The sequence below is a fragment of the Thioflexithrix psekupsensis genome (assembly GCF_002149925.1).
In the GTDB taxonomy this organism is placed as follows: Bacteria; Pseudomonadota; Gammaproteobacteria; order Beggiatoales; family Beggiatoaceae; genus Thioflexithrix; species Thioflexithrix psekupsensis.
Genome location: NZ_MSLT01000023.1, coordinates 520,305 through 546,651 on the forward strand (window position 1 = coordinate 520,305; position 26,347 = coordinate 546,651).

General features: G+C 39.2%; 19 protein-coding genes. 4 read left to right on the forward strand and 15 right to left on the reverse strand.

The window, feature by feature from the left end; genetic code table 11:
- Position 1: 1 nt before the first annotated feature.
- The 5 genes from TPSD3_RS14895 to ppsR all read right to left on the reverse strand — a co-directional run bounded on the left by TPSD3_RS14895 (position 2) and on the right by ppsR (position 3,241).
- Complete coding sequence (locus TPSD3_RS14895; RefSeq protein WP_086489329.1) at positions 2-340, reverse strand: tetratricopeptide repeat protein; 339 nt, start codon at positions 338-340, stop codon at positions 2-4.
- Complete coding sequence (locus TPSD3_RS14900) at positions 337-816, reverse strand: L,D-transpeptidase (RefSeq protein ID WP_086489330.1); 480 nt, start codon at positions 814-816, stop codon at positions 337-339. The genes TPSD3_RS14895 and TPSD3_RS14900 overlap by 4 nt, the downstream gene beginning before the upstream one ends.
- Positions 817-822: 6 nt before the next feature.
- A complete protein-coding gene (locus tag TPSD3_RS14905; RefSeq protein WP_086489331.1) occupies positions 823-1,254 on the reverse strand; it encodes a globin domain-containing protein in 432 nt (143 codons plus the stop codon).
- A 64-nt stretch (positions 1,255-1,318) separates the two neighbouring features.
- The gene (locus tag TPSD3_RS14910) at positions 1,319-2,350 is read right to left on the reverse strand and encodes an IS630 family transposase (RefSeq protein ID WP_086486662.1); all 1,032 of its coding nucleotides are present in this window, start codon (positions 2,348-2,350) and stop codon (positions 1,319-1,321) included.
- A gap of 63 nt (positions 2,351-2,413) precedes the next feature.
- Entirely contained in the window at positions 2,414-3,241 is an 828-nt protein-coding gene (gene ppsR, locus TPSD3_RS14915; RefSeq protein ID WP_086489332.1) for a posphoenolpyruvate synthetase regulatory kinase/phosphorylase PpsR, read from the reverse strand.
- 131 nt (positions 3,242-3,372) lie between these two features.
- Here ppsR and TPSD3_RS14920 point away from each other — a divergent pair, with 131 nt between their 5' ends.
- A complete protein-coding gene (locus TPSD3_RS14920) occupies positions 3,373-5,436 on the forward strand; it encodes a CHAT domain-containing protein (RefSeq protein ID WP_176329891.1) in 2,064 nt (687 codons plus the stop codon).
- A 43-nt stretch (positions 5,437-5,479) separates the two neighbouring features.
- A complete protein-coding gene (locus TPSD3_RS14925; RefSeq protein ID WP_176329892.1) occupies positions 5,480-6,286 on the forward strand; it encodes a cytochrome C assembly family protein in 807 nt (268 codons plus the stop codon).
- A 1-nt stretch (position 6,287) separates the two neighbouring features.
- On the opposite strand, the gene TPSD3_RS14930 is transcribed toward TPSD3_RS14925, so the two are convergent.
- The 9 genes from TPSD3_RS14930 to TPSD3_RS14970 form a co-directional block, all read right to left on the reverse strand.
- Positions 6,288-7,163 (reverse strand): PIG-L deacetylase family protein, encoded by an 876-nt coding sequence (locus TPSD3_RS14930; protein WP_086489335.1) that lies wholly within the window; start codon positions 7,161-7,163, stop codon positions 6,288-6,290.
- Between the two features lie 42 nt (positions 7,164-7,205).
- Complete coding sequence (gene glf / locus TPSD3_RS14935) at positions 7,206-8,351, reverse strand: UDP-galactopyranose mutase (RefSeq protein WP_086489336.1); 1,146 nt, start codon at positions 8,349-8,351, stop codon at positions 7,206-7,208.
- Between the two features lie 50 nt (positions 8,352-8,401).
- Complete coding sequence (locus tag TPSD3_RS14940) at positions 8,402-8,893, reverse strand: hypothetical protein (protein ID WP_086489337.1); 492 nt, start codon at positions 8,891-8,893, stop codon at positions 8,402-8,404.
- A 39-nt stretch (positions 8,894-8,932) separates the two neighbouring features.
- Positions 8,933-10,444, reverse strand: a complete 1,512-nt coding sequence (locus TPSD3_RS14945; RefSeq protein WP_086489338.1) for a DegT/DnrJ/EryC1/StrS family aminotransferase — start codon at positions 10,442-10,444, stop codon at positions 8,933-8,935.
- Between the two features lie 27 nt (positions 10,445-10,471).
- On the reverse strand, positions 10,472-12,547 hold the full coding sequence (locus TPSD3_RS14950; protein ID WP_086489339.1) for a thioredoxin domain-containing protein: 2,076 nt from the start codon (positions 12,545-12,547) through the stop codon (positions 10,472-10,474).
- A 37-nt stretch (positions 12,548-12,584) separates the two neighbouring features.
- The gene (gene dapC, locus TPSD3_RS14955) at positions 12,585-13,787 is read right to left on the reverse strand and encodes a succinyldiaminopimelate transaminase (protein WP_086489340.1); all 1,203 of its coding nucleotides are present in this window, start codon (positions 13,785-13,787) and stop codon (positions 12,585-12,587) included.
- A gap of 41 nt (positions 13,788-13,828) precedes the next feature.
- Positions 13,829-14,932 carry an ATP-binding response regulator gene (locus tag TPSD3_RS14960; RefSeq protein ID WP_086489341.1) on the reverse strand — a complete coding sequence of 368 codons (1,104 nt, stop codon included), beginning with the start codon at positions 14,930-14,932 and terminating at the stop codon, positions 13,829-13,831.
- Positions 14,929-19,812 (reverse strand): PAS domain S-box protein, encoded by a 4,884-nt coding sequence (locus tag TPSD3_RS14965; protein WP_086489342.1) that lies wholly within the window; start codon positions 19,810-19,812, stop codon positions 14,929-14,931. The genes TPSD3_RS14960 and TPSD3_RS14965 overlap by 4 nt, the downstream gene beginning before the upstream one ends.
- 81 nt (positions 19,813-19,893) lie before the next feature.
- Entirely contained in the window at positions 19,894-20,595 is a 702-nt protein-coding gene (locus TPSD3_RS14970) for a M48 family metallopeptidase (protein WP_086489343.1), read from the reverse strand.
- A 203-nt stretch (positions 20,596-20,798) separates the two neighbouring features.
- On the opposite strand from TPSD3_RS14970, the gene trpD reads away from it, so the two are divergent.
- Together trpD and dnaE are read left to right on the forward strand one after the other, a co-directional pair.
- Positions 20,799-21,815: an anthranilate phosphoribosyltransferase gene (trpD, locus tag TPSD3_RS14975; RefSeq protein WP_086489344.1), complete on the forward strand. Its 1,017-nt coding sequence runs from the start codon at positions 20,799-20,801 to the stop codon at positions 21,813-21,815.
- 115 nt (positions 21,816-21,930) lie between these two features.
- A complete protein-coding gene (dnaE, locus tag TPSD3_RS14980) occupies positions 21,931-25,404 on the forward strand; it encodes a DNA polymerase III subunit alpha (protein WP_217884472.1) in 3,474 nt (1,157 codons plus the stop codon).
- Between the two features lie 8 nt (positions 25,405-25,412).
- Here the strand turns inward: dnaE and TPSD3_RS14985 are convergent, their stop codons facing one another.
- The gene (locus TPSD3_RS14985) at positions 25,413-26,345 is read right to left on the reverse strand and encodes a response regulator (RefSeq protein WP_086489346.1); all 933 of its coding nucleotides are present in this window, start codon (positions 26,343-26,345) and stop codon (positions 25,413-25,415) included.
- Positions 26,346-26,347 lie beyond the last annotated feature (2 nt).

A 26,347-nucleotide genomic window follows, 5' to 3' on the forward strand; every position in this document is an offset into this window, starting at 1 on the left:
GTTATACTGAATGGCTGGGATCGTTTTTTTGTAAGCGTTTTAAAAACACCCGCATTTCTTTTTCGGCTTGCTTATCGCCTTTTTGCTGTGCGACAAGAAGACCTTGTTCATACGCGGCAATCGCTTGATCGGTGAGTTGTTGTGCCGCTAAAGCCTTAGCGTAATGCTTCCAAGCGGCTGAATATAAAGGGTCTAAAGCCACACAACGCGCTAAATGCAGCGCGGCATTGGCGTAATCTTCTTGTTGTAAATAAGCCGTGCCGAGACTAAAACGTAATAACGCATTGTCTTGTCCGCGAGCCAGCATATTTTCTAAGTTATTGATTAAATTTGGGTTCATTCAATCCAGACTCGTGTACCGATAGAAACTTGAGCAAACAGGGCGATCAACGGCGTATTGTGCAATCGAATACATCCATGTGAACGCGCAATGCCCATTGGCTCGCTGTCGGGCGTGCCGTGTAGATAAATATAGCGGCGTAACGTATCCACCTCGCCATAACGGTTATAACCGGGCTGCAAACCGCCCAGCCAAAGAATTCGCGTCAAAATCCAATCGCGCTGAGGATATTGTGCGGCTAATTCGGGGGTGTAAATTTCTCCCGTAAAGCGTCGCCCAATAAAAACACTATTCAGCGGACAATCGCGGCCAATCTTCGCCTTAATCACATGCCAACCGCGAGGTGTGCAACCGCTGCCTTTTTTCTCACCTGCGCCATTTAATCCACTGGAGATTAAACTGTGAAATAACACTTGATGATTATCGATTAAGTGCAATTGTTGCGTTGCTAATTCAATATGCAAATAAGCCGTCATTGGTTTTTATTGTGCTGAGATTTTTAAAACCCGTTCTTTTTCGATTAAAATATCCGCTAAATAAAAATAGGCTTCTTTCCACGCATTGACTAATTCATCATTCGCTTCTGCACCTAATACTTCTTTTACCGCTTGCAATAATGAATGCCCCAACATGGGATAATGTCCGGGATGAACATCCGCAGCCGCGTGACGTTGTGCGATGTCGTCTAAGGCTTGATGCAACACTTCCAATTGATCAATATTATCGCAATAACGAATAATCACCCCTGCCAAACGTTGGGCTTGTTCGGGAACGGTGCGAGAAAATAAGGGTTGAGTTTGCGGATATTTCTCAAATAAAATCGCATAAGTCCGTTGTGCAATCTCGTGACCGTGGGCTTGTAATAATGGTACGCTATTTTTAACAATTCGCTGCGTGTTTTCCGATAATGGCATGAGGGATTCCTTGATATACCAAAATTATGTGAGATATAAAAACAAATTAAGTTTTAATATCTACCTAGATATTAGGTATAAGATACTGTTTAATTTTATTAAACTTAAACACTTTACCTGACAAAAAGGTCTCAAACATACTAGTGACTTCTTTAAAGCTTGATAGGCGATGAAAATTCTTTCTGACCCAATTCTTACCTTGAAGCCAAATATCCTCGACTGGATTTTGCTCTGGGGCATTAGGTGCAAATCTTAATAAACGAACTTTCCATTCTGATTCTGGAAGTCCCCCATTTAATTTCTCTAAATAAGTTCTTAAACCTTCAGAACGATGATAACTTGCACCATCCCAAATAATCACATGACGGGCTTCTTTATATCTGTAAATGAGCCAGTTAATAAAGTCTATCGTATATTTTGTATCAGCTTTCTTTGCCCTATCTAAAATAAATTCTCCCGTATAAATATTCACCGCTCCATACCACGTTTGAGAAGTGCGATAATTACTCATCTTTATTGACGTTCTTTCTCCTTTTTTCGACCAAACATAACCACAAATATCTCCCCACAACTGATGGCTTTCGTCTTGCATCCAGTACATTACCTCTCCACTTTCTATCTGTTCACGCTCCTTATCTATTAAATCCTTAATCTCTTTTTTTTTAGCTTCTACTTTTACCTCATCTTTTGCCGAATTCTCTTTGTGTGTCTTCTTATAACTTAAATTCGCTTCTTCTAATAATTTAGTATAAGAAGTATTTGAAGAATAGAAAACATCATACTCCTCTTTTAAGTATCTCTTTAGTTCCTCTATTGTTATTGTCTTCTTTTCTTGTATCCAATTAATCACATCTTCTCGTTCACGCGGCTTTAAATACCCTGGTGAGCCTTTATACGCTAACTTTAATCCTTCAACCCCTGACGCTAAATAAATGGCTTTCCATTTATCCACAAATTGCACACTGACACAACACGCTAAAGCCGCTTCCGCACGCACAAAACCAAGCAAAGACATTCTTACTGCCATCGCTCGCTTCACTTCTCTCGCTTCACCTGTTGACATTAATTCTTCTAAATCTTCATATCTTTTGTTCATTATTCTCTCCTATTTGAAAAGTATTATTATACGACTCTGAAAAAATTGGTATAATAAAACAGATTAAAAAGCACGTATGTTTTTAGGTTTCAATGTCTGTAAAATAAAAGTCGCAATTTCCTCTACAGACATCGCCGTGGTATTGACATAAGGCAAATGGGCTTGACGATAAATCGCTTCAATGCGCTGCACTTCAAATTGACATTGTTGTATCGACGCATAACGGCTGTCAGGACGGCGTTTTTGTCGAATTTCTTGCAATCGCTCGGCTTGAATCGTTAAACCAAACAATTTACTTTTAAAAGGCTTTAGAATAGCGGGCAAATCTAAAGTTTCTAAATCATCTTCTGTGAGCGGATAATTAGCCGCCGCCATGCCAAAGTGCATGGCTAAATAAACACAGGTTGGTGTTTTCCCAGAACGTGACGCACCGACAAGAATAATATCGGCTTTTTCATAATGTTTAATATTCACACCATCGTCATGTTCTAAAGCGAAATTCATCGCTTCAATACGTTGATTATAAGGCGTGCCGACTCCGTGGGCTTTACCTTTGGCATGAGAGGATTTGGTTTGCAATTCCAATTCTAAAGGTTCAATAAATTTTCCAAATAAATCTAAAAATAAACTATTACTGGTAGATAATAAATGGCGCATTCGATTTTCTGTTAGCGTAGCAAACACGATGGGACGTTGGCCATAATGTTGTGCGGTTTCATTGATTTGCCGCACAACGGCCTGCACTTTTTCTTCGGTATCAATACGCGATAATAGAATTTGTTCAAAATGCAACGTATCGAATTGGGTTAATAAACTTTGGCCAAAAGTATTAGCGGTAATTCCCGTGCCATCGGAGACGAAAAAAACTACTCTGGATTGTTGTTTTTCCATTCTAAAATTTCCTCAAAATTTGATTTAAAATGTTGAAAAATTGGCGCAATATTTACTTTATTTTATCTCCGTTTTTAGCAGAGAGAAGGGCAATCTGTTTTTATGCACTTGGCCTTTTACTGTTACATAATGTGTCGCTATTGGCAAGTGAAATCGACGTGGATCAGGTGATTGAACAGGCGCAGGCTTTGCGTCAACAAGGACAATTTCACCTGCCCGTATCGTTGCTACAAGCGGCATTGGCGCGTCCAAACTTGTCTCCCGCACAACATGCAGGGCTGTGGTGCGAATTGAGCGAATTATATCGATTGCGTGGCGAATTAGACGCGGCTTTAACGGCGGTGCAAAAAGGATTGATCTGGGCAGAACGCAATGAAAATTCATTTTATAATGCTCAATTATTGCTGCAATGGGGCAATTTATTCAATCAGCAATTTGAGCCTGAATTGGCTTTAGAAAAATATCAACAGGCTTTAACCTTGGCACAAGAGAATAAACAAAATGGGTTAATTATTACTGTTTTATTGAATATTTTACGCACTGAAAACGAATTGGCTTTAACGCCCAGTGTGCAATTAGACACGATTCGATTTTATCTTGAAAAATTAACACAAGACAGTGAGAAATTATTACCGTTAATTCATTTGTCACAATATACTTTTTTAACGCAAAAACAGCGTTATTTATTACTGATCGAAGCCAAAGAATGGGCAGAAAAAACGCAAGAATGGCGTTTATACAGTTTTATTTTGGGACATTTAGGGGCTTTATATCAGGAAAATCAACAATGGACAGAAGCCAAGCAATTGACTCAACAAGCAATTTTCCACGCCCAAATGTGGCCAGACAGTTTATTCCGTTGGCAGGGGCAGTTTGCTTATTTGGCGCAAAAACAAGGCGATAAATTATCGGCCATTGCTCATTATCGATTGGCATTAACCACATTAAGTCGCATTCGTCATTTATTATACCCTAGTTTAACCGCAAAGGCATTTGATGCTGAAATTAAACCGTTATATTTTAACTTATTAGATTTATTATTTGAACAGGCTAAGGATGAATCCAATCCAGAGAAAAAACAACAGTTATTACAAGAGATTCAAACTATTTTAGAAAATTATCGCGCTATCGAATTAGAAAATTATTATCAAGATGATTGTGTCACCATTCAAGAACAGATAACTAACACGCATCATTTCGATCTGGATACGGCTATTATTTATCCTATTTTATTAACGGATCGCACTGAATTTTTAATTAAAATAGGCAGCCAATTATATCAAATGACCCAAGATCAATCAGCGCGAGATATAGAAGCCTTAATTCATCGTTTTTTAACTCGTCGATTAGCCGCGGTTCAGGCTCATTTATTATATCAACATCTTATCTTACCCATAGAACCATTATTACGCCAGCAGGCGATTAAAACTTTAGTAATAATTCCTTATGGAACTTTGTTAAAATTACCGTTTGCTGCTTTAAAAGATGATCAAGGTGCTTATTTAATTGAACATTATGCGCTGGCGATTATTCCCAGTTTAAATTTAACTCATGCGGCGACTTCTGATGTTTCATTAATAGATGTCTTAGCAGGGGGGTTATCAACAGCCATGTTATCATTTCCTGCTTTGCCTGCGGTATCATTAGAATTAGCGACATTACATCAATTATTTGGTGGACAATTGCCTTTGCATAATGAAACTTTTACTTATTCTCAATTGGCACATGATTTAAATAATAAATATTATCCATTAATTCATTTCGCCACCCATAGCGAATTTCACAGTGATGCCAAGCGCAGTTTTTTATTAATGTATCAAGAAAAATTAACGTTAAATCAATTAGAACAATTAGTGAGAACTCACCGCTGGCAACAGCAACCCGTAGAATTATTAACCCTAAGTGCTTGTGAAACGGCAGTGGATTCACGAGAAGAAACAGCAGAATGGCGTGGCGCATTGGGATTGGCAGGGGTCGCGGTGAAAGCAGGCGCACGGCGCGTATTGGCCAGCTTGTGGCGAGTGGATGACCGAGCCACGCAACAATTTATGGCACAATTTTATCAACAATTACGCGATCATCCACAGCAATCCCACGCCGTTTTATTACAACAAACTCAATTGGCGTTGTTAAAAACGGAGTTTAATCATCCTTGGTATTGGTCAGCTTTTATTTTAATTGGCAATTGGTTATAGTGGTTTATTTTTCTCATTCTATTACTGTAAAAAAGGTTTTTTTATGAATGTTCAGTTTATGTTTGGTTTATTGGCGATTATGTTTTATTTAGGCGCGGCAGGCGCGCAATATTATTTGCCACGCACGGGATTGTTAAAAGAAAAAAAATCAGTGTTTATTTTAGGGTTTGTGGCTATTCTTTTACATGCCGTGGTGTTGTATTTTGATATTTTTGCGGTGGATAAGGAAATTAATTTAGGCATTTTTAATGCGGCTTCATTGGTCGCAGGTGTCATTGCTTTTATGCTGTTATTAACTTTGCTGCATAAGCCTGTAGAAAGTTTAATTTTAATGGCTTTTCCTTTGGCGGCATTAACCATTGCGTTAGAATTTATTTTTGAAACGCATCGCGTGGTTAAATCGGATTTGGGAATGGGCGTGACGCTGCATATTTTTATTTCTATTCTTGCTTATAGTTTTTTAACCATTTCGGCTTTTCAAGCGATTTTTTTAGCGTATCAAGAGCGTCAATTACGTCATAAGCGTTTAGGTTGGATATTGCGCCAATTACCACCATTACAAGTGATGGAAAATTTATTGTTTCAAATGGTTTTTTTAGGATTTATTTTACTGAGTTTAAGTTTATTGACAGGATTTATATTTTTTAATGATTTATTTGGGCAGCATTTGGTACATAAAACTTTTTTCTCTCTTATTGCATGGTTAGTTTTTGCCTTATTATTATGGGGAAGATGGCGTTATGGTTGGCGTGGACAGACGGCTATTCGTTGGAATTTGGGGGGCTTTTTTCTGTTATTACTGGCTTATTTTGGCAGTAAATTTGTGTTAGAAGTGATTTTGAAACGTTAAGTTATTTTTTACGGTAAAGTTTTTGTTTTAACCAGCGTAAAGGTTCGGTAATTTGCCAAGAATAACTTTGGTAAAGTTGATTTAATTCGCTTTGTTTCTGAGTTAATTGCTGTTCTAAAATGGCAATTTTTTGTTGGGCTTGTTCTAAAGCGAAAGTGACAGGAGATTGGCCGAATTCTTGGGCGGGATGATGGCGCAATTGTTCCCCATTAATCACATAATAAGCCTCAGCCGCTCGCACTGTCGCTGGTAAAGTATAAGCACGGTATTGATTTAAACCCAAAATAAAGGCGCAATAATCATGCAATTTTAATTGCGAATGGAAGGCATACATGGCATGTTGTTTCTGCCCTAAATAAGCGGTAATGTCTAATAAACGATTCGGACGTAATGGCATTCCAATTTCATACATACATAAAGTGACCGATTCGCCACAACGTTTCACCGCTTCCACCGCAATATGTGCAGCGGCAATGTGGTCGGGATGAATTTCTAATGTCGAAGGCGCATAAACTTGGTTAATGCGATGGCGAATGAGGTATTGATATAAACGCTCAATTAACCATTCTTCTTGCGGCAATTCGCGGTCAGTAAATTCCCAAAATTCAGGCTGCCCATAACCGAGAATTTGCGCCGCGTGATTGCTTTCCTGTTGACGCAATGCCACGTAAAGCAAGCGGCTGTCTTCATCGGGATGTGCCACAGCCGCCGAGCCATCGGTGAGAATTAAAACCTGTACCTTTTCTTGCTGATGTAAATATTGCAAAATCGCACCCGCACAACCGAATATTTCATCATCGGGATGTGGCGCAATAATTAACACATTGCCAGAAGGTAATGTTTCCGTTGCCGTATAGGGAATGTACCAGTGTTCCATTGGATTTATTTCAGGGGAAATAATGGCGTAATGAACAGCAATTTAAACCGTTTCGCCCGCACATATATTTTTCTTAAAAATCGTTAAAGCCCGAGCCACCGCTTGATCCATATTATAATATTGATAATCGGCTAATCGTCCTGCAAAAATAACTTGAGGATTGCACTTTTTCGCTTCTTCTAAATAACGGTGATATTGTTCACGGTAATCATCGCGTGGAATGGGATAATAAGGAATATTTTCGCCCCGACGATAGGCTTGCGGATATTCAGCGACACACGTGCTGCCTGCAATGCGTTGTCCCGTTAAATGTTTAAATTCGGTGATGCGGGTATATTGATATTCATTGGGATAATTCACCGTGCCAACGGCTTGTTGAACATCTTCCGGATGATGCGTGAATTTAAACGCTAAACTGCGATAAGGCAATTCGCCATGAACATGATCAAAGAAATCATCAATTGCACCTGTATAAATCAGGCGATTGTGAGGAATTAATGCTGCGATTTCTCGATAATCTGCATTTAATAACACTTTGATATTGGGATGGGCTAATAAACGCTTAAATAACGCAGTATATCCTTGTGCGGGCATTCCTTGATAACTGTCTTGAAAATACCGATCATCTCGACTGACATAAATCGGTACTCTAGCCGTTACTGAAGGACTTAATTGTTCGGGCGTTAAATCCCATTGTTTCAACGTGTAATTGTGGAAAACATTGCGATAAATATAATCGGCTAAAAACTTTAAATCGGCTTGTCCTGATTTCTCTGCTTCTTCTTTAATTTTTAAAATTGGCACTTTGACATTAAAACCATATTGCTGAATTAATTGTTCAGCTAATTTATCCGCATAACGCGGCGGAAATAAAGCGTAAAGCGAATTTAAATTAAAAGGAATTGGCACTGTTTGCCCATCAATCACACCCAAAACACGGTGATAATAAGGTCGCCATGTGGTAAATTGTGACAAATAATCCCAAATATAACGCGCATTCGTATGAAAAATATGCGGGCCATAATGATGAATTAATACCCCATGTTCATCATAATCATCATAAGCATTGCCTGCAATATGATTGCGCTGTTCCACAATTAATACTTTCTGTCCCAATTGGCTGGCAATTCGCTCTGCCAATACAGCACCCGTAAAGCCTGCACCAACAATCATCCAATCAAATTTCATTATTTTTTCCTAAAGAGTAAAAAGGGTCTTTTCTTAAAAAAGAGAAACATTTATTCTCGTTTTTCCTGCAAAGGTGGAAATGTGGGTTGAATGGGAAAATCATATTCTTCTGAATGCGGCTGCCGACTTTGACGGTACTCTTCTTCTCGGTCGATTTCCTCGCGCACCCAACGGCGAATGCGCCGCTCTTCGTCATCTGTCAAGCGTTCCACGCCCAACATGGCGCGATACGTCGCAGAAAAAGGCAGCATGGGCAAACACAAAATCACTCCCACCATAATAATAAAAAAAGCAACGACGGCAATTGATCCCGTATCTGGCGTGGTTGATAAATTCAGAGATAAATATTTTGATATGCCTGATTCAATCAATAATTCTCGATATTCTTTATAAAAATTAAAGCCTTCAATACCATAAGCTGCAACCCCACATAATAAAGCCACTGTGACTAAATACATATCCGCAAAAACACGAATTAAAAAAAAGACTAAATAAACTGCAACAAATACGGCAAAACCAAGTAAAAAAGGTTGATAATCCATACCGTCATAATCCCCTATTAAAAAGAAATAATTTAATGTCTATTTAACCGCATTTTTAACGGCATCAATAATCTCTTGTTGCATTTCTGGAGTTAAATACGCATCCATAGGCAAACTCAATACGCGCTTACTGGCCGCTTCAGCGATAGGTAAACTGCCTTTATCCTGTATTAAATAACTTAATGCAGGTTGTAAATGCAGCGGTAATGGATAATTAACGGCAGTGGGAATGCCGCGTTTTGCCAATTTATCCCGCACCAAATCCCGCTCATCCACTTCAATCGTATATTGACTATAACAACTTTGATTATAAGATTGAATCACAGGCGTTTTAACCTTGTTTTGTAAAGATTCTGTGTAGCGATTGCCCACTTCCATTCTCGCCGTAATTTCTTTAGGAAAAATCTTTAATTTCGCCAATAATACATTGGCTTGAATCGTGTCTAAACGGCTATTAATGCCAATTAATTCATGATGGTAACGTTCTTTTTGTCCATGCACCCGCAAACGCCGTAATTTATCAGCCAACAAGTCATCATTCGTAAAACATGCGCCCGCGTCTCCATAGGCCCCTAAAGGCTTAGACGGGGTAAACCCTGTACAACTCATTTGGGTTAAGCTGCCTGACCAACGATTTTTATAACGTGCGCCAAAACTTTGCGTGGCATCTTCAATGACCATTAAACGATACGTTTGTGCAATGGCATTAATAGAATCATAATCCGCACATTGTCCGTATAAATTCGCAGGAATAATGGCACGAGTTTGCGGGGTAATGGCGGCTTCTAATAAATTAACATCTAAATTATAAGTTTCTGGATCAATATCGACAAAAACAGGTTTTGCGCCAATAAAAGCAATCATTTGCGCTGCGGCAATAAAATTAAAAGGCGATGTAATAACCTCATCTAATGCGCTAACATCTGCGGCTAATAAAGACAATAATAAAGCATCCGTGCCACTGCCCACACTAATGCAATGTTTCACACCAATAAAACGCGCTAATTGCTTTTCTAATTCAAAAACTTCTGTGCCTAAAATATACTGCCCATGTCGCAAATTATTAAATAAACCATATTCCAATTCAGTGCGAATATTTAATTGTTGATCCACTAAATTATTTAATTGAACGGTATCAGTATATTCTGACTCTGCTAATACGCCATATAAAAATTCATGATCTCCCCATTCTACCCGTTCTTCAGCGGTTTCAAAATGCTCTTGATTTGTCCAAATAATCGTTTTACCCGGTAATAATGCTGCATCTAAACTGATTAATCCTTGTAGGCGATTGCGATGCCGCGTGGGTAATAATGACCAATTCGCCGCTAAAGAACTTAATAATTGTACATCTTCATTATTTAATAATTGCGATAACGGCACATGATGCGCCAAATTAATTTGTGTCTCTAATAAAGACAGTAAACAAGAAGGTATCCAAAAACGAATGTTCACTTTACGAATGCGATTAAAACAGTGTTGAGTGTCATTAATAGAACGCGACAATAAATCTAAAATGATACTATTATCTAAAACAATATTTAAACTCATAATAACTCCTCCTTTTTTGCTATTATCTCACGCCACAATTCGCGTAAATTCTGCCCAATCGCGCACGGGAGGCAAGCAGTGAAAACCTTGACAAATGTATGCCACCACGTCGCCTTGCACCGTAAATTCCGCCAAATGGCCGGGCAAATCCTGCGCACTGTCGGGAATCGCTAGACATAAACGGTGGGGATGAAATCCTGTCTGACAATGTTGTTGCCACACTTGGATTGACTCAATTTTTCCTCTTAAAACAATAAGTTGCGGTGGAATGGCATCTTCTTCTAAAGCCAGTAACAAAGAGCCATGTGCTGAGGCAAACTGATTAATCGACAGCCACGCGGCTTTAATCGTACGCTCCGCTGCCTGCAAATAACGTGTTTCGCCCAACAAATGCCCCAAACGCGCTAAAGCGTAAGCGGCAACGCCATTGCCCGACGGCGTGGCTTCGTCGGTAAAAGGACGGGGGCGCGTAATTAAGGCTTCATGATCATGGGCAGTAAAGAAAAAACCACCGCGTTTCTTATCTTCAAATTGCGCCAACAATACCTCTGCCAATTCAATCGCAAATTGCATCTCTTCACTGCGCCAGCGGGCTTGTAATAAAGTTAAAATGGCATCCAGTAAAAACGCATAATCATCTAAATAAGCATTTAAATGCGCTTTACCGTCTTTATAAGTGGCTAATAATCTCCCATTATGCCATAACGTTTGGCGAATAAAATCCAAAGCGTTTTGCGCTGACAATAACCATTCTTTTTGCGCAAATGTTTGTCCTGCTAAAGCCATGCCTTTTATCATTAAACCATTCCACGCCGTTAAAATTTTCTCATCACGGCCGGGGAAAATGCGTTGTTGTCGCTTTTCAAAAGCTAATTTTTTAGCATGATTTAAACGAGTGCTAACAGTATCTCCATCTAACTTATATTTTTCCGTTAAAAATTCGGCTTCAAGCACAATATGTAAATGCCAATGTTCCTCAAAATTAGGTATTTTTCCAATACCAAAATGAGTGGCGAATAAAGGAAAATGATCTTTATCTAATAAATTTTGTAATTCTTGCCGATCCCAGACGTAAAATTTACCTTCAACGCCTTCAGAATCCGCATCTAAAGTGGAATAATAACCGCCTTCAGGCGATTGCATTTCACGCATCACCCATTGTGCGGTCTCAGAAACAATGCGTTGAAATAAGGCATCTGCTTGAATTTGCCACGCTTCGGTATAAACACATAAAAAAGGGCCATTATCATAAAGCATTTTTTCAAAATGAGGAATTAACCATTCTTCATCCACCGAATAACGAAAAAATCCCCCACCTAATTGATCATATAATCCACCAAAAGCCATTTTCCGTAAAGTAAATAAAGCCATCGATAAAGCCGTTTCATCATAACTGTCTGGTTTTTTCGTGGCGTAATAATGGCGAAATAATCGTTCAATATGCGTCAAATGAGGAAATTTTGGCGCAGGGGTAAAACCACCGTGTGTGGCATCAAAATTTTGCCCAATTTGCTGGCGGGCTTCATTCAGCGGTTCAGTGGATAAATTCACGCCTTCATGCGAGCCACTATTGCGATCTAAACGGCGATACGCATCGGCAACTAAATAATTTTGTTCTTTAATTTGATCTCGATGTTGTTGATAAAAATCAACGATTTTTAATAATAAATCATTAAATGCAGGCAAGCCATGTCGCGGCTTTGGCGGAAAATAAGTTCCCGCAAAAAATGGATATAAATCAATTGGGTCTAAAAATACCGTTAATGGCCAACCGCCGGGACGTTGGGTCAACATTTGGTGGCCTAATTGGTAAATTTTATCCAAATCAGGGCGTTCTTCTCTATCCACTTTAATATTGATAAAATGCGCGTTCATTAACGCCGCTATTTCTGGATCATCAAAACATTCATGTGCCATGACATGACACCAATGACAAGCCGAATAACCAATCGATAATAAAATAGGTTTATCTTCTGCTTTAGCGCGTGCCAATACCGATTCTTGCCAAGGAAACCAATCAACAGGTTGATAAGCATGTTGTTGTAAATAAGGACTGGTTTCATGAATTAGCGCATTGGCTGAATGGCGATGAGATTGTGCCATTTATTTTCACCTCTATTCGGTTTTATTTGACGCTCAATTAAAGATAATGATGCAACATGACTTCATGAATTCGTTGCGCGGCCATTTCACATTCCGCTAAAGAAGCCACTAATGCCAAACGAATATGGCGTTGACCGGGATTTACCCCGTCTTCTGTGGTACGAGACAGAAAAGAACCGGGCAAAACGGTAATATTTTGTGTTTCAAATAATTTTCTAGCAAATTCAGTATCATCTACGGGAACTTGCGGCCAAAGATAAAAGCCCGCTGGTGGTTTCGACATTGATAATACGGGCTGTAAAATCGCCAGCATCGCGTCAAATTTCGCCTGATAAGCCGCTCGATTGGCTTGTACATGGGTTTCATCAGCCCAAGCCACTGCGCTGGCTGCCTGCACCGTAGGCGACATGGCGCAGCCGTGATAAGTGCGATACAACAAAAAATCGCGCATTATCGCCGCATCTCCCGCGACAAATCCAGAGCGCAATCCGGGCGCATTAGAGCGTTTTGATAAGCTGTGAAACACTAGGCAACGTTTAAAATCCAATCGCCCTAATTGCGCACATACTTGCAATAAACCAAGCGGTGGTTCATTATCATATAATTCCGAATAACATTCGTCAGAAGCAATAATAAAATCATATTCATCTGCTAATTGAATTAAATAAGCAAATGTTTCTGCATCCAATACCGTGCCACTGGGGTTAGCAGGGCTGCACAAATAAAGCAATTGACATTGCGCCCAAATTGCTTCGGGTACGGCTTTAAAATCGGGTTGGAAATGGGATGATGATAAGGCATTTAAATAATAAGGCTTTGCCCCTGCCAATAACGCTGCACCTTCGTAAATTTGATAAAAGGGATTTGGCATTAACACCAAAGGGTTTTTAACTTCAGTATTAATAACCGTTTGCGCAATCGCAAAAAGAGCTTCTCGCGTGCCATTAACCGGTAAAATATGCACATTGGGATCAATACTTTCTGCGGGTAATTGAAAGCGTTGCATTAACCAATCGGCAATATTTTTTCTTAAACTATCACTGCCTTTAGTCACAGGATATTTTCCTAAACCTGCTAATGCCTGCGTTAATGCGTGAGTTATAAAATCAGGCGTTGGATGTTGTGGTTCACCAATAGATAAATTAATAGGCGATAAAGATGATGGCGGAATTAAATCTGATTTTAAACGATTTAATTTTTCAAAAGGATAAGGGTGCAGAAATTTTAAATGTGGGTTCATTCTATATGAGAAAAATTAAAGAATAAATGAGAAAAAATGAGTTATTCAGGTTCAGCTTTGGGCAAAGTAAAATAAAATAAACAGCCTTGTCCTATTTCACTTTCAACTCCCGCAGCTCCTTGTAAACGTTCAGCAATGCGCTGCACAATCGACAGCCCTAAACCATGCCCTTCTTGACGATGATTTTTTAAACGGGTAAAGGGAGTGAACAATGACTTTTGCTGTTCTTTAGACAAACCATCACCCTGATCCCGAATCCAAAAGCGAATAAAACCATCCTCTTGCATTGTCGCACCTAAAGTTAAATGCGGCGGCGTACCTCCATATTTTAAACCATTACTTAAATAATTACTCCAAATTTCTTCAATCCACGCGGGATTACCCAGTGCATTTGGCCATTTTTCTGGAACAATAATGGTGGCTTTACTGCGATCAATTAATAAAGCCAATCGTTCTTGTACCCGAATAATAATATCGGTCATATTAACTGTTTGTAATGGCACTTGTTGTTGCCTAGATACGCCCGCTAATAATAACAACGCATCAACAATAGAAAAAGTGCGATTTACCGATTGCATGGCTAATTCTAAGTGCTTAATCGCCCGTGGTGAGGGAATTTGATCGGCTTGGCATTCCAAACTTAACAACTCCAATAATCCCGCCAAACCACTTAATGGTGTTTTTAAATCATGAGCCACCGTGTGCGCAAAAGCATCTAATTCTAAATTATTTTGTTGTAATTGCTGCTGTAATTTATAGATTTTTAAATGCGCAGTAATCCGTGCTAATACTTCCTCATGTTGAAAAGGTTTAGTGATATAATCCGCCGCGCCTAATTCAAAACCGTGCACTTTATCTACCGTATCGGTTAAAGCGGTCATAAAAATAATAGGAATATCCTGCGTTTCTGGATTTGATTTCAATTGTTCGCACACCGCAAAGCCATCCATATTCGGCATCATAACATCTAATAAAATCATATCTGGATGTCCATAATTCACCGTTTCAATACTGCTTTTTCCATCTTGTGCAATTAGCACTCTAAAACCCGCTTGGGTTAAAAATCGATGCAGCAATAACATATTGTCGGGAGTATCATCGACAATTAAAATGGTATCTTTACCTTTGGCATTAGGTTTAATCATGGTTTATTCTCCTGATAATAACGCGCAATATCGCGTATTTTATTAATATCATAACCTTCTGCTAAAGCAACAATTCGATTGGCTAAAGGAATAAATTGGGTATCTATTTGCTTTAAATTAGCGGCATATTCTAAAATTCCGTCAATATCACCACTCATGGCTAAATCATATAAATTTTCAATCTGTTTTGGTAAAAGACGTAAAGTTAAATGTTGTGTTTCTTTCAGGTAAGAATCCGCATCTGTTAATTCTTCAATCGCAGTATTTTGATATAGCCATTGTAATTTTAAATGATGTGCTAATAAACTTAATAAATTTTCTGTGCGAAATGGTTTAGCTAAAAAATCATCGCCGCCCGCCATTTTGCTACGAATTTTATCTTGTTCAAATGCGCTGGCAGAAACTACAATAATAACAGAGCGAATGATGCCTTGTCCATTTGTTATATTTTCAGCTTCAAAATGGCGTAATTGCTGGATAGTTTCTACGCCATCCATGCCCGGCATAATTAAATCCATTAAAATCGCGTGAGGCAGCCATAATTTGGCTTTTTGCAAGGCTTCTTGCCCGCTATCAGCTTCGGAAATTTGAAAGCCTAATGGCGTGAGCATATTGGCTAAAACGGAGCGATTTTCCCAGCGATCATCAACAATTAAAATGCGCTGCCGTTCCCCCTCATAACCAATGATAACGGGATGGGGAGAATGCAAACGTTGAGGTTGTAAATTAATTTTAGCGGGTAATTTTAAACTTAATGTAAATAAACTGCCTTTTTTCAGCTCACTTTTTACTTTTAATTCACCGCTCATCATTTTCACTAATTTTTCCGTAATGGCTAGGCCTAATCCTGTGCCTTCGGAGCGGTAATGTTCATTACCTGCTTGTTGGAAAGGGAGAAAAATGCGATTTAAATCAGCCGCCGACATGCCAATTCCCGTATCTTCCACTTCGCATAATAAGCAGCCTTCATTTAATTGATAATGCACTCTAAAAATAACATTACCTTTTTCAGTAAATTTAACCGCATTGCTAAGTAAATTAATTAAAATCTGCCGCAATCTTTTCTCATCCGCATGAAGTAAACTGGGCAAAGGAAAGCACGGTTCATAAATAAAAGTAATGCCTTTTTGTTTCGCCCGTAATTGAAAAAGATCAATAATGCTTTTTAGAAAATCTTCAAAATAAAAATCTTCAGGATTTAATTCTAAACGATTGGCTTCTATTTTGGAAATATCTAAAATATCACTAATTAATGTGAGTAAATATTCACCACTGCGTTGAATCACATTGAGACCTTCTTTTAATTGGGGCGATGAGTTTTTTTCTCGTTGCAACAATTGAGAATAGCCTAAAATGCCGTTTAATGGCGTTCTTAATTCGTGACTCATATTGGCTAAAAATACGCTTTTAGCGCGATTGGCGACTTCGGCGGCTTCTTTGGCTTGTCTTAAACTAATTTCGGCTTGTTTTCTATCTAAAATATCTTCGACACTGCTCCAAATATAATAATCCCCATCTTTCTCAATCAATAACCCCGATAAACGCACAGGCACTAAATAACCTTGACGGTGAATATATTCTTTTTCATAAGGGCCATAACGCCCTGTTTTTTGCAATTGCATTAACACTTGATAATCAGTTTGATAATAGCATGGTGGGGTGATCATATAAGTGTTGCGTTTCTGTACTAATTCCTCGCTAGAATAACCGATAATATCGCTAAAAGCAGAATTAATTTCTATAAAACAACCATCCATTCGCGTTAAGCATAAACCAATCACCGCTTCATCAATTAATAAACGACGATATTCTTCACTTTTTCTCAAGGCTGCTTCAGCTTCTCGACGCGCAGTAATATCAGAAAAAGAAATCACTGCACCATAATGTTTATGATCATTAGCGCGTAATAAAGGTTGGGTATTAACAGAAATCCATGTTAAACGCGAACAAGTTGATTTTTTAATGCCAATAATTACATTAGATTGCGGCATTCGACTGACCAATAAATTATCAATAGAATGCGGTTCAGAAAACACAGAACCATCATTTTTAATTAAACTAAACTCTTTGGAAGAAAAACCATTTTCTTTTAACTCATCTGCAGAAATATTTAATAAACGTTCTGCACTGGGATTTACGGTATTAATGCGACCTTTTTCATCACATAAAATAATGCCTTCTTGCATCGCAGTAATGACTAAACGATAATGTTCTTCACTGTCACGCAAGGCATGTTCCATTCGTTTGCGATCTGATAAATCTGTGACAAAACTTAAAATGGCTTCTACTTCTTTATCTACACTGTAAATTGCAGAAATCCATAAGCTGGCAAAAAAATAACTGCCATCTTTACGAAAATAATTTTTCTCAATTTGATAGGATTCAATTTCACCATTCACTAATTGGCTAAATTTCTGTTTTGCTTCGGGTGAATCATCAGGTAAAAATAGCGGATTATAATCAACTTCTTTTAAATCAACTTCGAGATAACCCGTCATTTCTTGCCATTTTTGATTTACTTCTAAATAATTTCCGTGGCAATCCGTTAAACTAATACCAACAGCCGCATTATTAAAAATGGTACGAAAACGATTCTCACTGCTACGCAGGGCTTCTTCTGCCAAATGGCGGTCGGTAATGTCTAAACCCGTGGCGACCACAAATTTAGTTTTCCCATCAGGCTGTAAAATAATGGTGTTATTCCACTCAAATAAACGCCGTGTACCGTCGCGCATTATCCAGTAAGTTTGAGAATTTGAGGAAATACCGTCTTCAATTAAATTATGGAATAAATTAATGACCATATTTAAGTCTTCTTCAGGAATAAATAAATCCCAAAAAAAACGTAAACGGATTTCTTTAAATTCATAACCTGTTATCGTTTCTGCATAACGATTAAATCGCTCAATTCTTCCCCAATTATCCAATACTAAAACCAACATCCCTGCAATATTTAAAACCGTATTAATAAAATCACGTTCTTCTCTCAGTTTCTCTTCAATTTTTAGATGCGCACTAATGTCTAATAAACTCACTGGAATGCGTTTAAATCCTTCATCTGTTCTTGGAATAGGCATGGATAAAATAACAGGGACATGATTGCCTGTTAAACTGCGTTGTAACGTTTCTGTTTGGACAAATTGCTTTCCTTCCCAAATCGCACAAAGTACGTCAATAAATCCTTCTTCAGCCGCGGGTAAGAAAAAGCGATCATTAGGCAGCATTAATTCGCCCCGTACTTTATTTAATTCTATTAATTGTTCTAATTGCAAGCCTTCGGCTAAATAATTATCTAAATAGTGATAAATATTTTGTAAACTATTGGGTATACCTAATAGTTTAATGGCCGTTTTATTAATGTCGCTTGTTTTTACCAATGAAAATAATTCTTTTACTATTTCTGAGTGTTTACTCAGATGATGTCGTAAGTTTTTTAAACCGCTGTCGCGCAGTTCTTTTAGCTTTTGATGAATGATAGAAAAATCTTGTTCAAGAATAGCCACACTCACGCTATTAAAAATGGCTTCATAACGTTGTTTGCTGTCTAATAAGGCAATTTCAAAACGATGGCGTTCCGTAATGTCTCTGGCAATGCCAAATACGGCTTCTAACCCGTTCCAACGGCCTTTTTTCACTTTTAATTCGATGGGAATTTGCTGTGGCTTTTGTTTTTGTTTTAACAATAAATGGCTGACTTGAATTTGCCCTTCTAACATGCTTAGAATTTCAACTTCTGCTTTTAATTTATCTGTCTCTATAAATAATTCAATCAGATTTTTATTCATTAATTCATCTAAAGCATATCCTAAATTTTCTGTCATAGAAGGATTGGCATAGAGAATAGTGCCTTGCAAGTCGGTAATGAAAATGAAATCTTCTAAAGTATTAAATAATGTTTGCAGATTTTCTTGGCTAATTCTCACCGCTTCCTCAGCTTTTTTCTGCTCGGTAATGTCATGGCCGACGGCTTGAATTTCTAATAACTGATTATTGTCATCTAAAATGGGTTGTTCTGACCAACGAAACCACCGCCATTGACTTTGTGCCGATAACCAACGCTCCTCGTGAAGCATTGTTTGAGCGTGTCGCCGCATGGTTTCTAAACGACGTTGGAAATTAATGCGATTTTCTTTGGCAATAAAGCGCGTCAAATGACTGCCTTCTAATTGCTGGCGTAATTGTCCAAAAAAATGAATGCAGGCTTGATTCACAAACGTTAAAATACCATTGGCATCATAACGGTAAATAAGTTCACTTTGTTGATTGACAATGGCTTGATAACGTTCTTGTGCGCGATGGGCTAATTCTTCAGCAAATTTTCGGCGAGAAATATCAATAATAATCACTCGCCATTCTTTTAATTCGCTTTCATCGTGCGAATCATGTACGGGACTGCTTTGCAATTCGGCATAAAAGAAATCGGCATAACGGCGTTTTATTTGCAATTCGCAATGATCACTGGGCGTTTTGTTTTCTAATAAACGATGGTGGTAATTTTGAAAATAATTATAGGCATGACGATGAATGAATTGATAAAACGAACTTTTTAGTAAATTCGTGCGGCTATCGCCTAATAATTCTGCGCCTGTTAAATTAATTTGGGTGATATTAAATTGAGGGTCTAAAGTTAAATAACCCACAGGCGCAAAATCGTATAAATCAGAATAACGCTGATAGGCTTCTTCTAAAGCACGTTGGGTGCGTAATAACTCTTCATTCTGCATTTCTAATTCAATTTGATGCACCTGCAATTCATGGATCAAATGATCCTTATCCGCTTCCATCGTTGGAGCGGTTAATTCGGTGTCATAATGTTGTTCTAATTTCGCTTCAGCATGTTGGCGTAAGCGAGATAATTTGGCATCAGCAGGCGTATCCATGCGCAGATTTTCCAAATGAATAAAATGTAGAATGGCTAGAGAGTATCGATTGGGTTAAATAGTATAAATTAAACGCGCAATTTATTCATCTAATGCACCCAATTGATTCAGTTGTTTTTTGTGTAATGGCCAGTCTGGCATCACTCGATTTAATAGATCGTAAAAAGCAGGACTGTGATTAAACTCAATTAAATGACAAAGCTCGTGCATAATGACATAGTCAATACAAGCAATTGGCGTTTTAATTAATGCTGCATTTAATAGAATTTTTCCTTTTTGTGAACAACTGCCCCATCGCCGTTTCATCCAACGCACTGACATGTCGGGTAATGGCACGGCTAAAATCGCAGCTTGTTGATGGCAAATGGCAAGGCGTTGGGAAAAATAAAATTGTGCTTGTTCTTTATACCATTGTTTTAATTGCTTTTTGATGCGTGTACTGTCGTATAAACCGCGATAATAAAGCCGTAATTGGTTATTTTCCATCATCACTTGTTCGCGCTTGCTTTGTTCTAAAGTAATGGGGTATTGTTGCCCTAAAAACAGGTGCATTTCTCCGCTAATGTATTGAGGTTGATGTAACATACGAGATCGTTGCGCAAAACCGTCTTGCTTGCGTTTAATCCATTCGGCTTTTTGTTGTACAATATCAGCGATCACCCCTTTAGAAAGACCTAATGGGGCTTTAACTAAAACAGTTAAATCAGGATAAACACTAATTGCTAACGTTTTTCGATTTGAGTATTTAACTTGATAGTGCAATGCGTGATGATGGTGCGACATAGGAATCGGTCAGTATTAAAATCAATAGGAACGTTAAAATATCTTAATTTCCATATTATCAGTCTGTGTTTTTAAGCGTTTTTTAATGGGTGCGCTTAAAAGTGGGTTGAATCATGAGCCAGTTCAAGCCCAATTTTAATAACAAATTGGCTGCAATAGCCCGCATTTTTTTCATTTTTTAAGAAAATAGAGGAGGTGTCAATATGGAAATGAAACAAGCCTTGCAACGGGTGGTCAATCGAGCGCATTTAACTCGTCATGAAATGAGCGAAATCATGCGCTTAATGATGACAGGAGAAGCCACTTCCGCGCAAATTGCAGGCATGTTGATTGCGTTGCGTATGAAAGGGGAAACGGTAGAGGAAATAACGGGCGCGGCAATGGTGATGCGAGAATTGGCCACGCCTGTGGTTGTTTCTACAACTGATTTAGTTGATATAGTGGGGACGGGGGGTGATGAGATGAATACCTTCAATGTCTCCACCACCAGTGCCTTAGTCGCGGCCGCGGCGGGGGCAAAAGTGGCTAAACATGGCAATCGTTCTGTATCCAGTCGCAGTGGCAGTGCGGATGTGTTGGAGGCGTTGGGGGTGAAATTGTCTTTGTCGCCTGCCCAAGTGGCGGCTTGTGTGGAAACGGTGGGCATTGGTTTTATGTTTGCGCCTCAACATCATAGCGCAATGAAGTACGCCATGCCAGCGCGTAAAGAGATGGGGGTAAGAACTTTATTTAATCTACTGGGTCCGTTGACGAATCCCGCAGGTGCAACGCATCAATTGTTGGGAGTGTTCAGTGCGACGTGGTTATCGGCGATGGCTGAGGTGTTGCGTGAGCTGGGTAGTGTGCATGTTTTAGTGGTACATTCTGATGAGGGTTTGGATGAAATCAGCATTTGTTCGGATACAAAAGTCGCTGAATTATCGCAAGGAACGGTACGCAATTATTGCATAACTCCTGAAGATTTTGGCTTAAAACGCGCTCAATTGTCTGAAATCCAAGTGAATTCTGTAGAGGAAAGTGTGGCAATGGTACATCAGGTATTAGCCAATACGGATGGTGCGGCACGTGATATTGTTTTACTTAACGCGGGAGCAGCCATATACGCGGCTGATCTCGCTGATTCTTTGGCACAAGGGATTGATTTAGCAAGAAATACTTTAGCCAGCGGCGCAGCCAAAGCAACCTTGGATCGTTTGGTGAATTTTACACAAACCATTTAGGATCGGTAAAATTTGTCAATCAGCTTGTTTGGGTTTGAATAGGTGGAAAATAGGAAAAATGCTTATTTTTTCTCTTTTCAAATTCAAACAATTATTATTTTATTAGGAATTTATTATGCCTCGTTTTATTCATCTTCATTGTCACAGTGAATATTCTTTAATTGACAGTTTAATTCCAGTTAAATCATTAGTAAAAACGGTGAAAGCGCAAGGAATGCCAGCTTGTGCCATTACGGATCATCATAATTTATTTGGTTTAGTTAAATTTTATCAAGCGGCTTATGCGGCGGGAATTAAACCGATTATTGGGGTGGATATGTGGCTGTGGCAACAAGATGCGCCCCCGACGCAATTAATTTTATTATGTCAAAATGAAATAGGCTATCGTCATTTGACGCGATTGGTGTCATTAAGTTATATGCAAGGACAGCATAAAGGACGGCCTTATTTATATCGAGAATGGTTAGAAGCATCTACAGAAGGATTAATTGTTTTAATTGCAGGTCGAAATAGCGATTTAGGTATGGCGTTATTGCGTGATAATAGAGAGCAAGCCGAGCAATATTGGCGTGAATATCAGCGTTTATTTCCGCAGCGGGCGTATTTATGTTTAACGCGCACGGGGCGAATGGATGAGGAGGTGTATATTCACGCTGCGGTGGCGTTTGCGGGGCTTTATGGCGTGCCTGTGGTGGCGACCAATGAGGTGTGTTTTTTAACCCCAGACGATGTTGACGCGCATGAAGTGCGGGTGTGCATTCATGGGGGGTATGTGTTGGCCGATCCCAATCGCCCGCGTCTTTACAGTGAACAGCAATATTTGCGCACGCCCGAAGAAATGGCCGAATTATTCGCCGATATTCCCGAAGCTTTAGAAAATACTTGGCATATTGCACAGCGTTGTAATTTAACCCTGACATTAGGGAAAAATTATCTGCCTAATTTCCCTATTCCTCATGGAAAAAGTGCTGATGATTATTTCCGTGAACAATGCCGTGTGGGATTAGAAGAGCGTTTGCTTGTTTTATCCCATACGCAACAAGCTGACTTTACGCCACAACGACGCATTTATGAAGACCGTTTAGAATTAGAAATGAATGTGATTATTCAAATGGGCTTTGCGGGTTACTTTTTAATTGTGGCGGATTTTATTCAATGGGCAAAAGATCATCAAATTCCTGTCGGGCCAGGACGGGGTTCGGGTGCGGGATCATTGGTGGCTTATGCGTTAAAAATTACGGATTTAGACCCGATTCCTTATGATTTACTCTTTGAACGTTTCTTAAATCCAGAGCGGGTCTCCATGCCTGACTTTGACGTGGATTTTTGTATGGAACGCCGCGACGAAGTGATTGATTATGTGGCAGAACGTTATGGGCGTGATAAGGTTTCACAAATTATTACTTATGGCTCAATGGCCGCTAAAGCGGTGATTCGAGATGTTGGCCGCGTGCTAGATCATCCTTATGGTTTTGTGGATAAATTAGCCAAATTAATTCCTATGGAATTAGGCATTACTTTAGAAAAAGCATTAGACAGTGAAGAAGCCCTGCGTTCGCGTTATGAACAAGAGGAAGAAGTGCGCGAATTAATCGACATGGCGCGAAAATTAGAAGGCTTAACCCGTAATGTCGGCAAACATGCGGGAGGTGTGGTCATTGCGCCTTCGGTTTTAACGGATTTTAGCCCACTTTATTGCGAAGAAGATGGCAGTAATTTGGTCACGCAATTCGATAAAGGTGATGTGGAAAGTGTGGGTTTAGTTAAATTTGACTTTTTAGGTTTACGCACCCTGACCATTATTCGCTGGGCATTAGACAGTATTAATCATTTTCTGGAGCAGCCATTAGATATTAATTTATTGCCACTGGATGATCCTGCGACTTATGATTTATTTCAAAAAGCGCAAACTACGGCCGTTTTCCAATTAGAATCACGCGGCATGAAAGAGCTATTAAAAAAGCTAAAGCCGACTTGTTTTGAAGATATTATTGCCTTATTGGCTTTGTACCGTCCAGGGCCGATTGAATCAGGTATGGTGGATGATTTTATTAACCGTAAAAATGATCCCAATGTACAGTTTGATTATTTGCATCCTGAATTAAATAGCAATCGGGATTTGGTCGCGGTATTAAAACCGACTTATGGTGTGATTGCTTATCAAGAACAAGTGATGCAAATTGCGCAGGTTTTAGCGGGTTATAGTTTGGGTGGTGCGGATTTATTGCGGCGGGCAATGGGCAAGAAAAAACCCGAAGAAATGGCTAAACAACGCTCTGGTTTTGTCGATGGCGCGGTGAGTCGGGGAGTCAGAGCAGAAGTTGCTGCTTATGTCTTTGATTTGGTGGAAAAATTTGCGGGTTATGGCTTTAATAAATCGCACTCTGCGGCTTATGCCTTAGTGTCGTACCAAACAGCGTGGTTAAAAGCCCATTATCCTGCTGCTTTTATGGCGGCGGTATTGTCTTCTGATATGGACAATACGGATAAAGTGGTGAATTTAATTGATGAATGTCGCCAAATGAATTTAAAAGTTTTACCACCTGATGTGAACACCAGTCATTATCGTTTTACGGTAAGCGATGATTTAAATAGCAGCATTCGCTACGGTTTAGGCGCGATTAAAGGCGCGGGCGAAGCGGCTATTATGGGCATTATTAGTGAGCGAGAAAATAACGGCATTTATACGGATTTATTTGAATTTTGTCGCCGCATTGATTTACGCCGTGCTAATCGACGAGTATTAGAAGGTTTAATTAAAGCGGGCGCATTGGATCAATTAGGCCCTGAACGGGGCGTGATGATGGCTTCTTTAGAAACGGCCATTAAATTGGCGGAAAAGCACAGTTTAGATCGAGATGCAGGGCAAAATAATTTATTCGGTGGATTAAGCGCGCCTATAGAAGCAGTGCAAGAAGATAAAACGCCCTTTATTGTCGGTGGTAAATGGAGCGAAAAAGAACGCTTAAATGGCGAAAAAGAAAGTTTAGGATTATATTTAACGGGACATCCTATTAATCAGTATTTAGGCGAGTTAGAAAAACTTGCGCCGATTCGTTTAAAAAATCTCCGTCCCACTGAGCGATTTAAAACGACAAAAGTCGCAGGGTTGGTGTTAAATGTGCGCTTATTAAACAGCCGCCGCGGACGCATGGCTTCGGTAATGTTAGATGACAATACGGCGCGTTTAGAAGTCATGGTTTATTCGGATAAATTTGAAGAATGTCGAGATTTATTGGTGAAAGATAATTTATTAATTATCGAGGGAGAAGTGCGTGAAGATGAATTTAATGATGGCGGTTATGGCATGACGGCCACGCAAATTTCTAGCCTAGCCATGGCGCGGGAGCGTTATGCGCGGCAAATTACCATTAAAATCGATGCCCCACGTCCGAATTGGTTAGATGATTTTCAGCACATTTTAACCGCTTACCGGCCGGGCGGATGTCCCGTAGTGCTGCATTATCGACGTGAGGATGCGTTGGTCGAATTGATGTTAGGGCAGGAATGGCGCGTTAAGCCCGAAGATGCGTTGTTGGCACAATTGAATTTATTGGTTGGTTTCGGACGAATTGATGTGCGTTATTAGGGTTAAAATTAGCCCTGAATTTTACTGCGAATTTTGCGAATATAACCTAAAATCGTTTCCGAGATTTTTAACGGTTCTTTTTGTGGTTTCTCAACCACATAACGTTGTGCTAATTGCGGTGTTTCTCGCATGGCATGGTAATGGCGAATAGAGGCTTGAATGCTTTTTTCTAACATGCCTTTTAAAACAGGTTTGGGTAAAAAGCGATAAATTTGCCCTTGGTTAATTAATTCGATTAAGGCGCGGGTGTCTTGGAATGAAGTTAATACCATCGTTAAAATATTGGGATGATATTGTTTCAAGGTTTTTAAGGGCGCGGTAATGTCTTCATTGGCAATTCTCACTTCAGAAATCACGACGGCAATGTTTTCTTCACTTAAAATGGTAAATGCGTCATTTAGCGTCGTTCCCCAACGGACTAGATATTTTTCGCCAATAATTTCTCTGACAATTTCATACGTGCTGGGGTCTTCATCAATCACCAATAATCCCAATTGTTCACGGGAAGTATCGGCTTTTTTAATCGCCGCTTGCGTATTGGCAGATTTATCTAAACTGGCTAATTGCAAGCCAATCTCGGCGGCATTGCGTAGCGTTAATTGAATTTCATCCGTGTCCCATGGTTTATTAATATAACGGAAAATTTCCCCTTCATTCACAGAACCCACAATGGCCGTTAAATCCGAATAACCCGTTAATAATAAACGCATGGTATTGGGAGAAATATCGCGGGCTTGGCGTAATAATTCCACACCCGTCATAATCGGCATTCGCTGATCGCTGACTAATACATGCACGGTTTCTCGTTTTAAAATCTCTAATGCTTCATTGCCGTCTGTGGTGACGTGAACTTTATAATCAAAGCGAAAGAGCATTTTTAAAGAACGCAAAATGCGCTCTTCATCATCAACAAATAACAGGGTGGCTTTTTGTTCTGTCATTG

Bases quoted from the DNA above. Each gene is read 5' to 3' on its own strand.
- TPSD3_RS14895 (WP_086489329.1), bottom strand. From the start codon at position 340: ATGAACCCAAATTTAATCAATAACTTAGAAAATATGCTGGCTCGCGGA.
- TPSD3_RS14900 (WP_086489330.1), bottom strand. From the start codon at position 816: ATGACGGCTTATTTGCATATTGAATTAGCAACGCAACAATTGCACTTA.
- TPSD3_RS14905 (WP_086489331.1), bottom strand. From the start codon at position 1,254: ATGCCATTATCGGAAAACACGCAGCGAATTGTTAAAAATAGCGTACCA.
- TPSD3_RS14910 (WP_086486662.1), bottom strand. From the start codon at position 2,350: ATGAACAAAAGATATGAAGATTTAGAAGAATTAATGTCAACAGGTGAA.
- ppsR (WP_086489332.1), bottom strand. From the start codon at position 3,241: ATGGAAAAACAACAATCCAGAGTAGTTTTTTTCGTCTCCGATGGCACG.
- TPSD3_RS14925 (WP_176329892.1), top strand. From the start codon at position 5,480: ATGAATGTTCAGTTTATGTTTGGTTTATTGGCGATTATGTTTTATTTA.
- TPSD3_RS14930 (WP_086489335.1), bottom strand. From the start codon at position 7,163: ATGGAACACTGGTACATTCCCTATACGGCAACGGAAACATTACCTTCT.
- glf (WP_086489336.1), bottom strand. From the start codon at position 8,351: ATGAAATTTGATTGGATGATTGTTGGTGCAGGCTTTACGGGTGCTGTA.
- TPSD3_RS14940 (WP_086489337.1), bottom strand. From the start codon at position 8,893: ATGGATTATCAACCTTTTTTACTTGGTTTTGCCGTATTTGTTGCAGTT.
- TPSD3_RS14945 (WP_086489338.1), bottom strand. From the start codon at position 10,444: ATGAGTTTAAATATTGTTTTAGATAATAGTATCATTTTAGATTTATTG.
- TPSD3_RS14950 (WP_086489339.1), bottom strand. From the start codon at position 12,547: ATGGCACAATCTCATCGCCATTCAGCCAATGCGCTAATTCATGAAACC.
- dapC (WP_086489340.1), bottom strand. From the start codon at position 13,787: ATGAACCCACATTTAAAATTTCTGCACCCTTATCCTTTTGAAAAATTA.
- TPSD3_RS14960 (WP_086489341.1), bottom strand. From the start codon at position 14,932: ATGATTAAACCTAATGCCAAAGGTAAAGATACCATTTTAATTGTCGAT.
- TPSD3_RS14965 (WP_086489342.1), bottom strand. From the start codon at position 19,812: ATGGATACGCCTGCTGATGCCAAATTATCTCGCTTACGCCAACATGCT.
- TPSD3_RS14970 (WP_086489343.1), bottom strand. From the start codon at position 20,595: ATGTCGCACCATCATCACGCATTGCACTATCAAGTTAAATACTCAAAT.
- trpD (WP_086489344.1), top strand. From the start codon at position 20,799: ATGGAAATGAAACAAGCCTTGCAACGGGTGGTCAATCGAGCGCATTTA.
- dnaE (WP_217884472.1), top strand. From the start codon at position 21,931: ATGCCTCGTTTTATTCATCTTCATTGTCACAGTGAATATTCTTTAATT.
- TPSD3_RS14985 (WP_086489346.1), bottom strand. From the start codon at position 26,345: ATGACAGAACAAAAAGCCACCCTGTTATTTGTTGATGATGAAGAGCGC.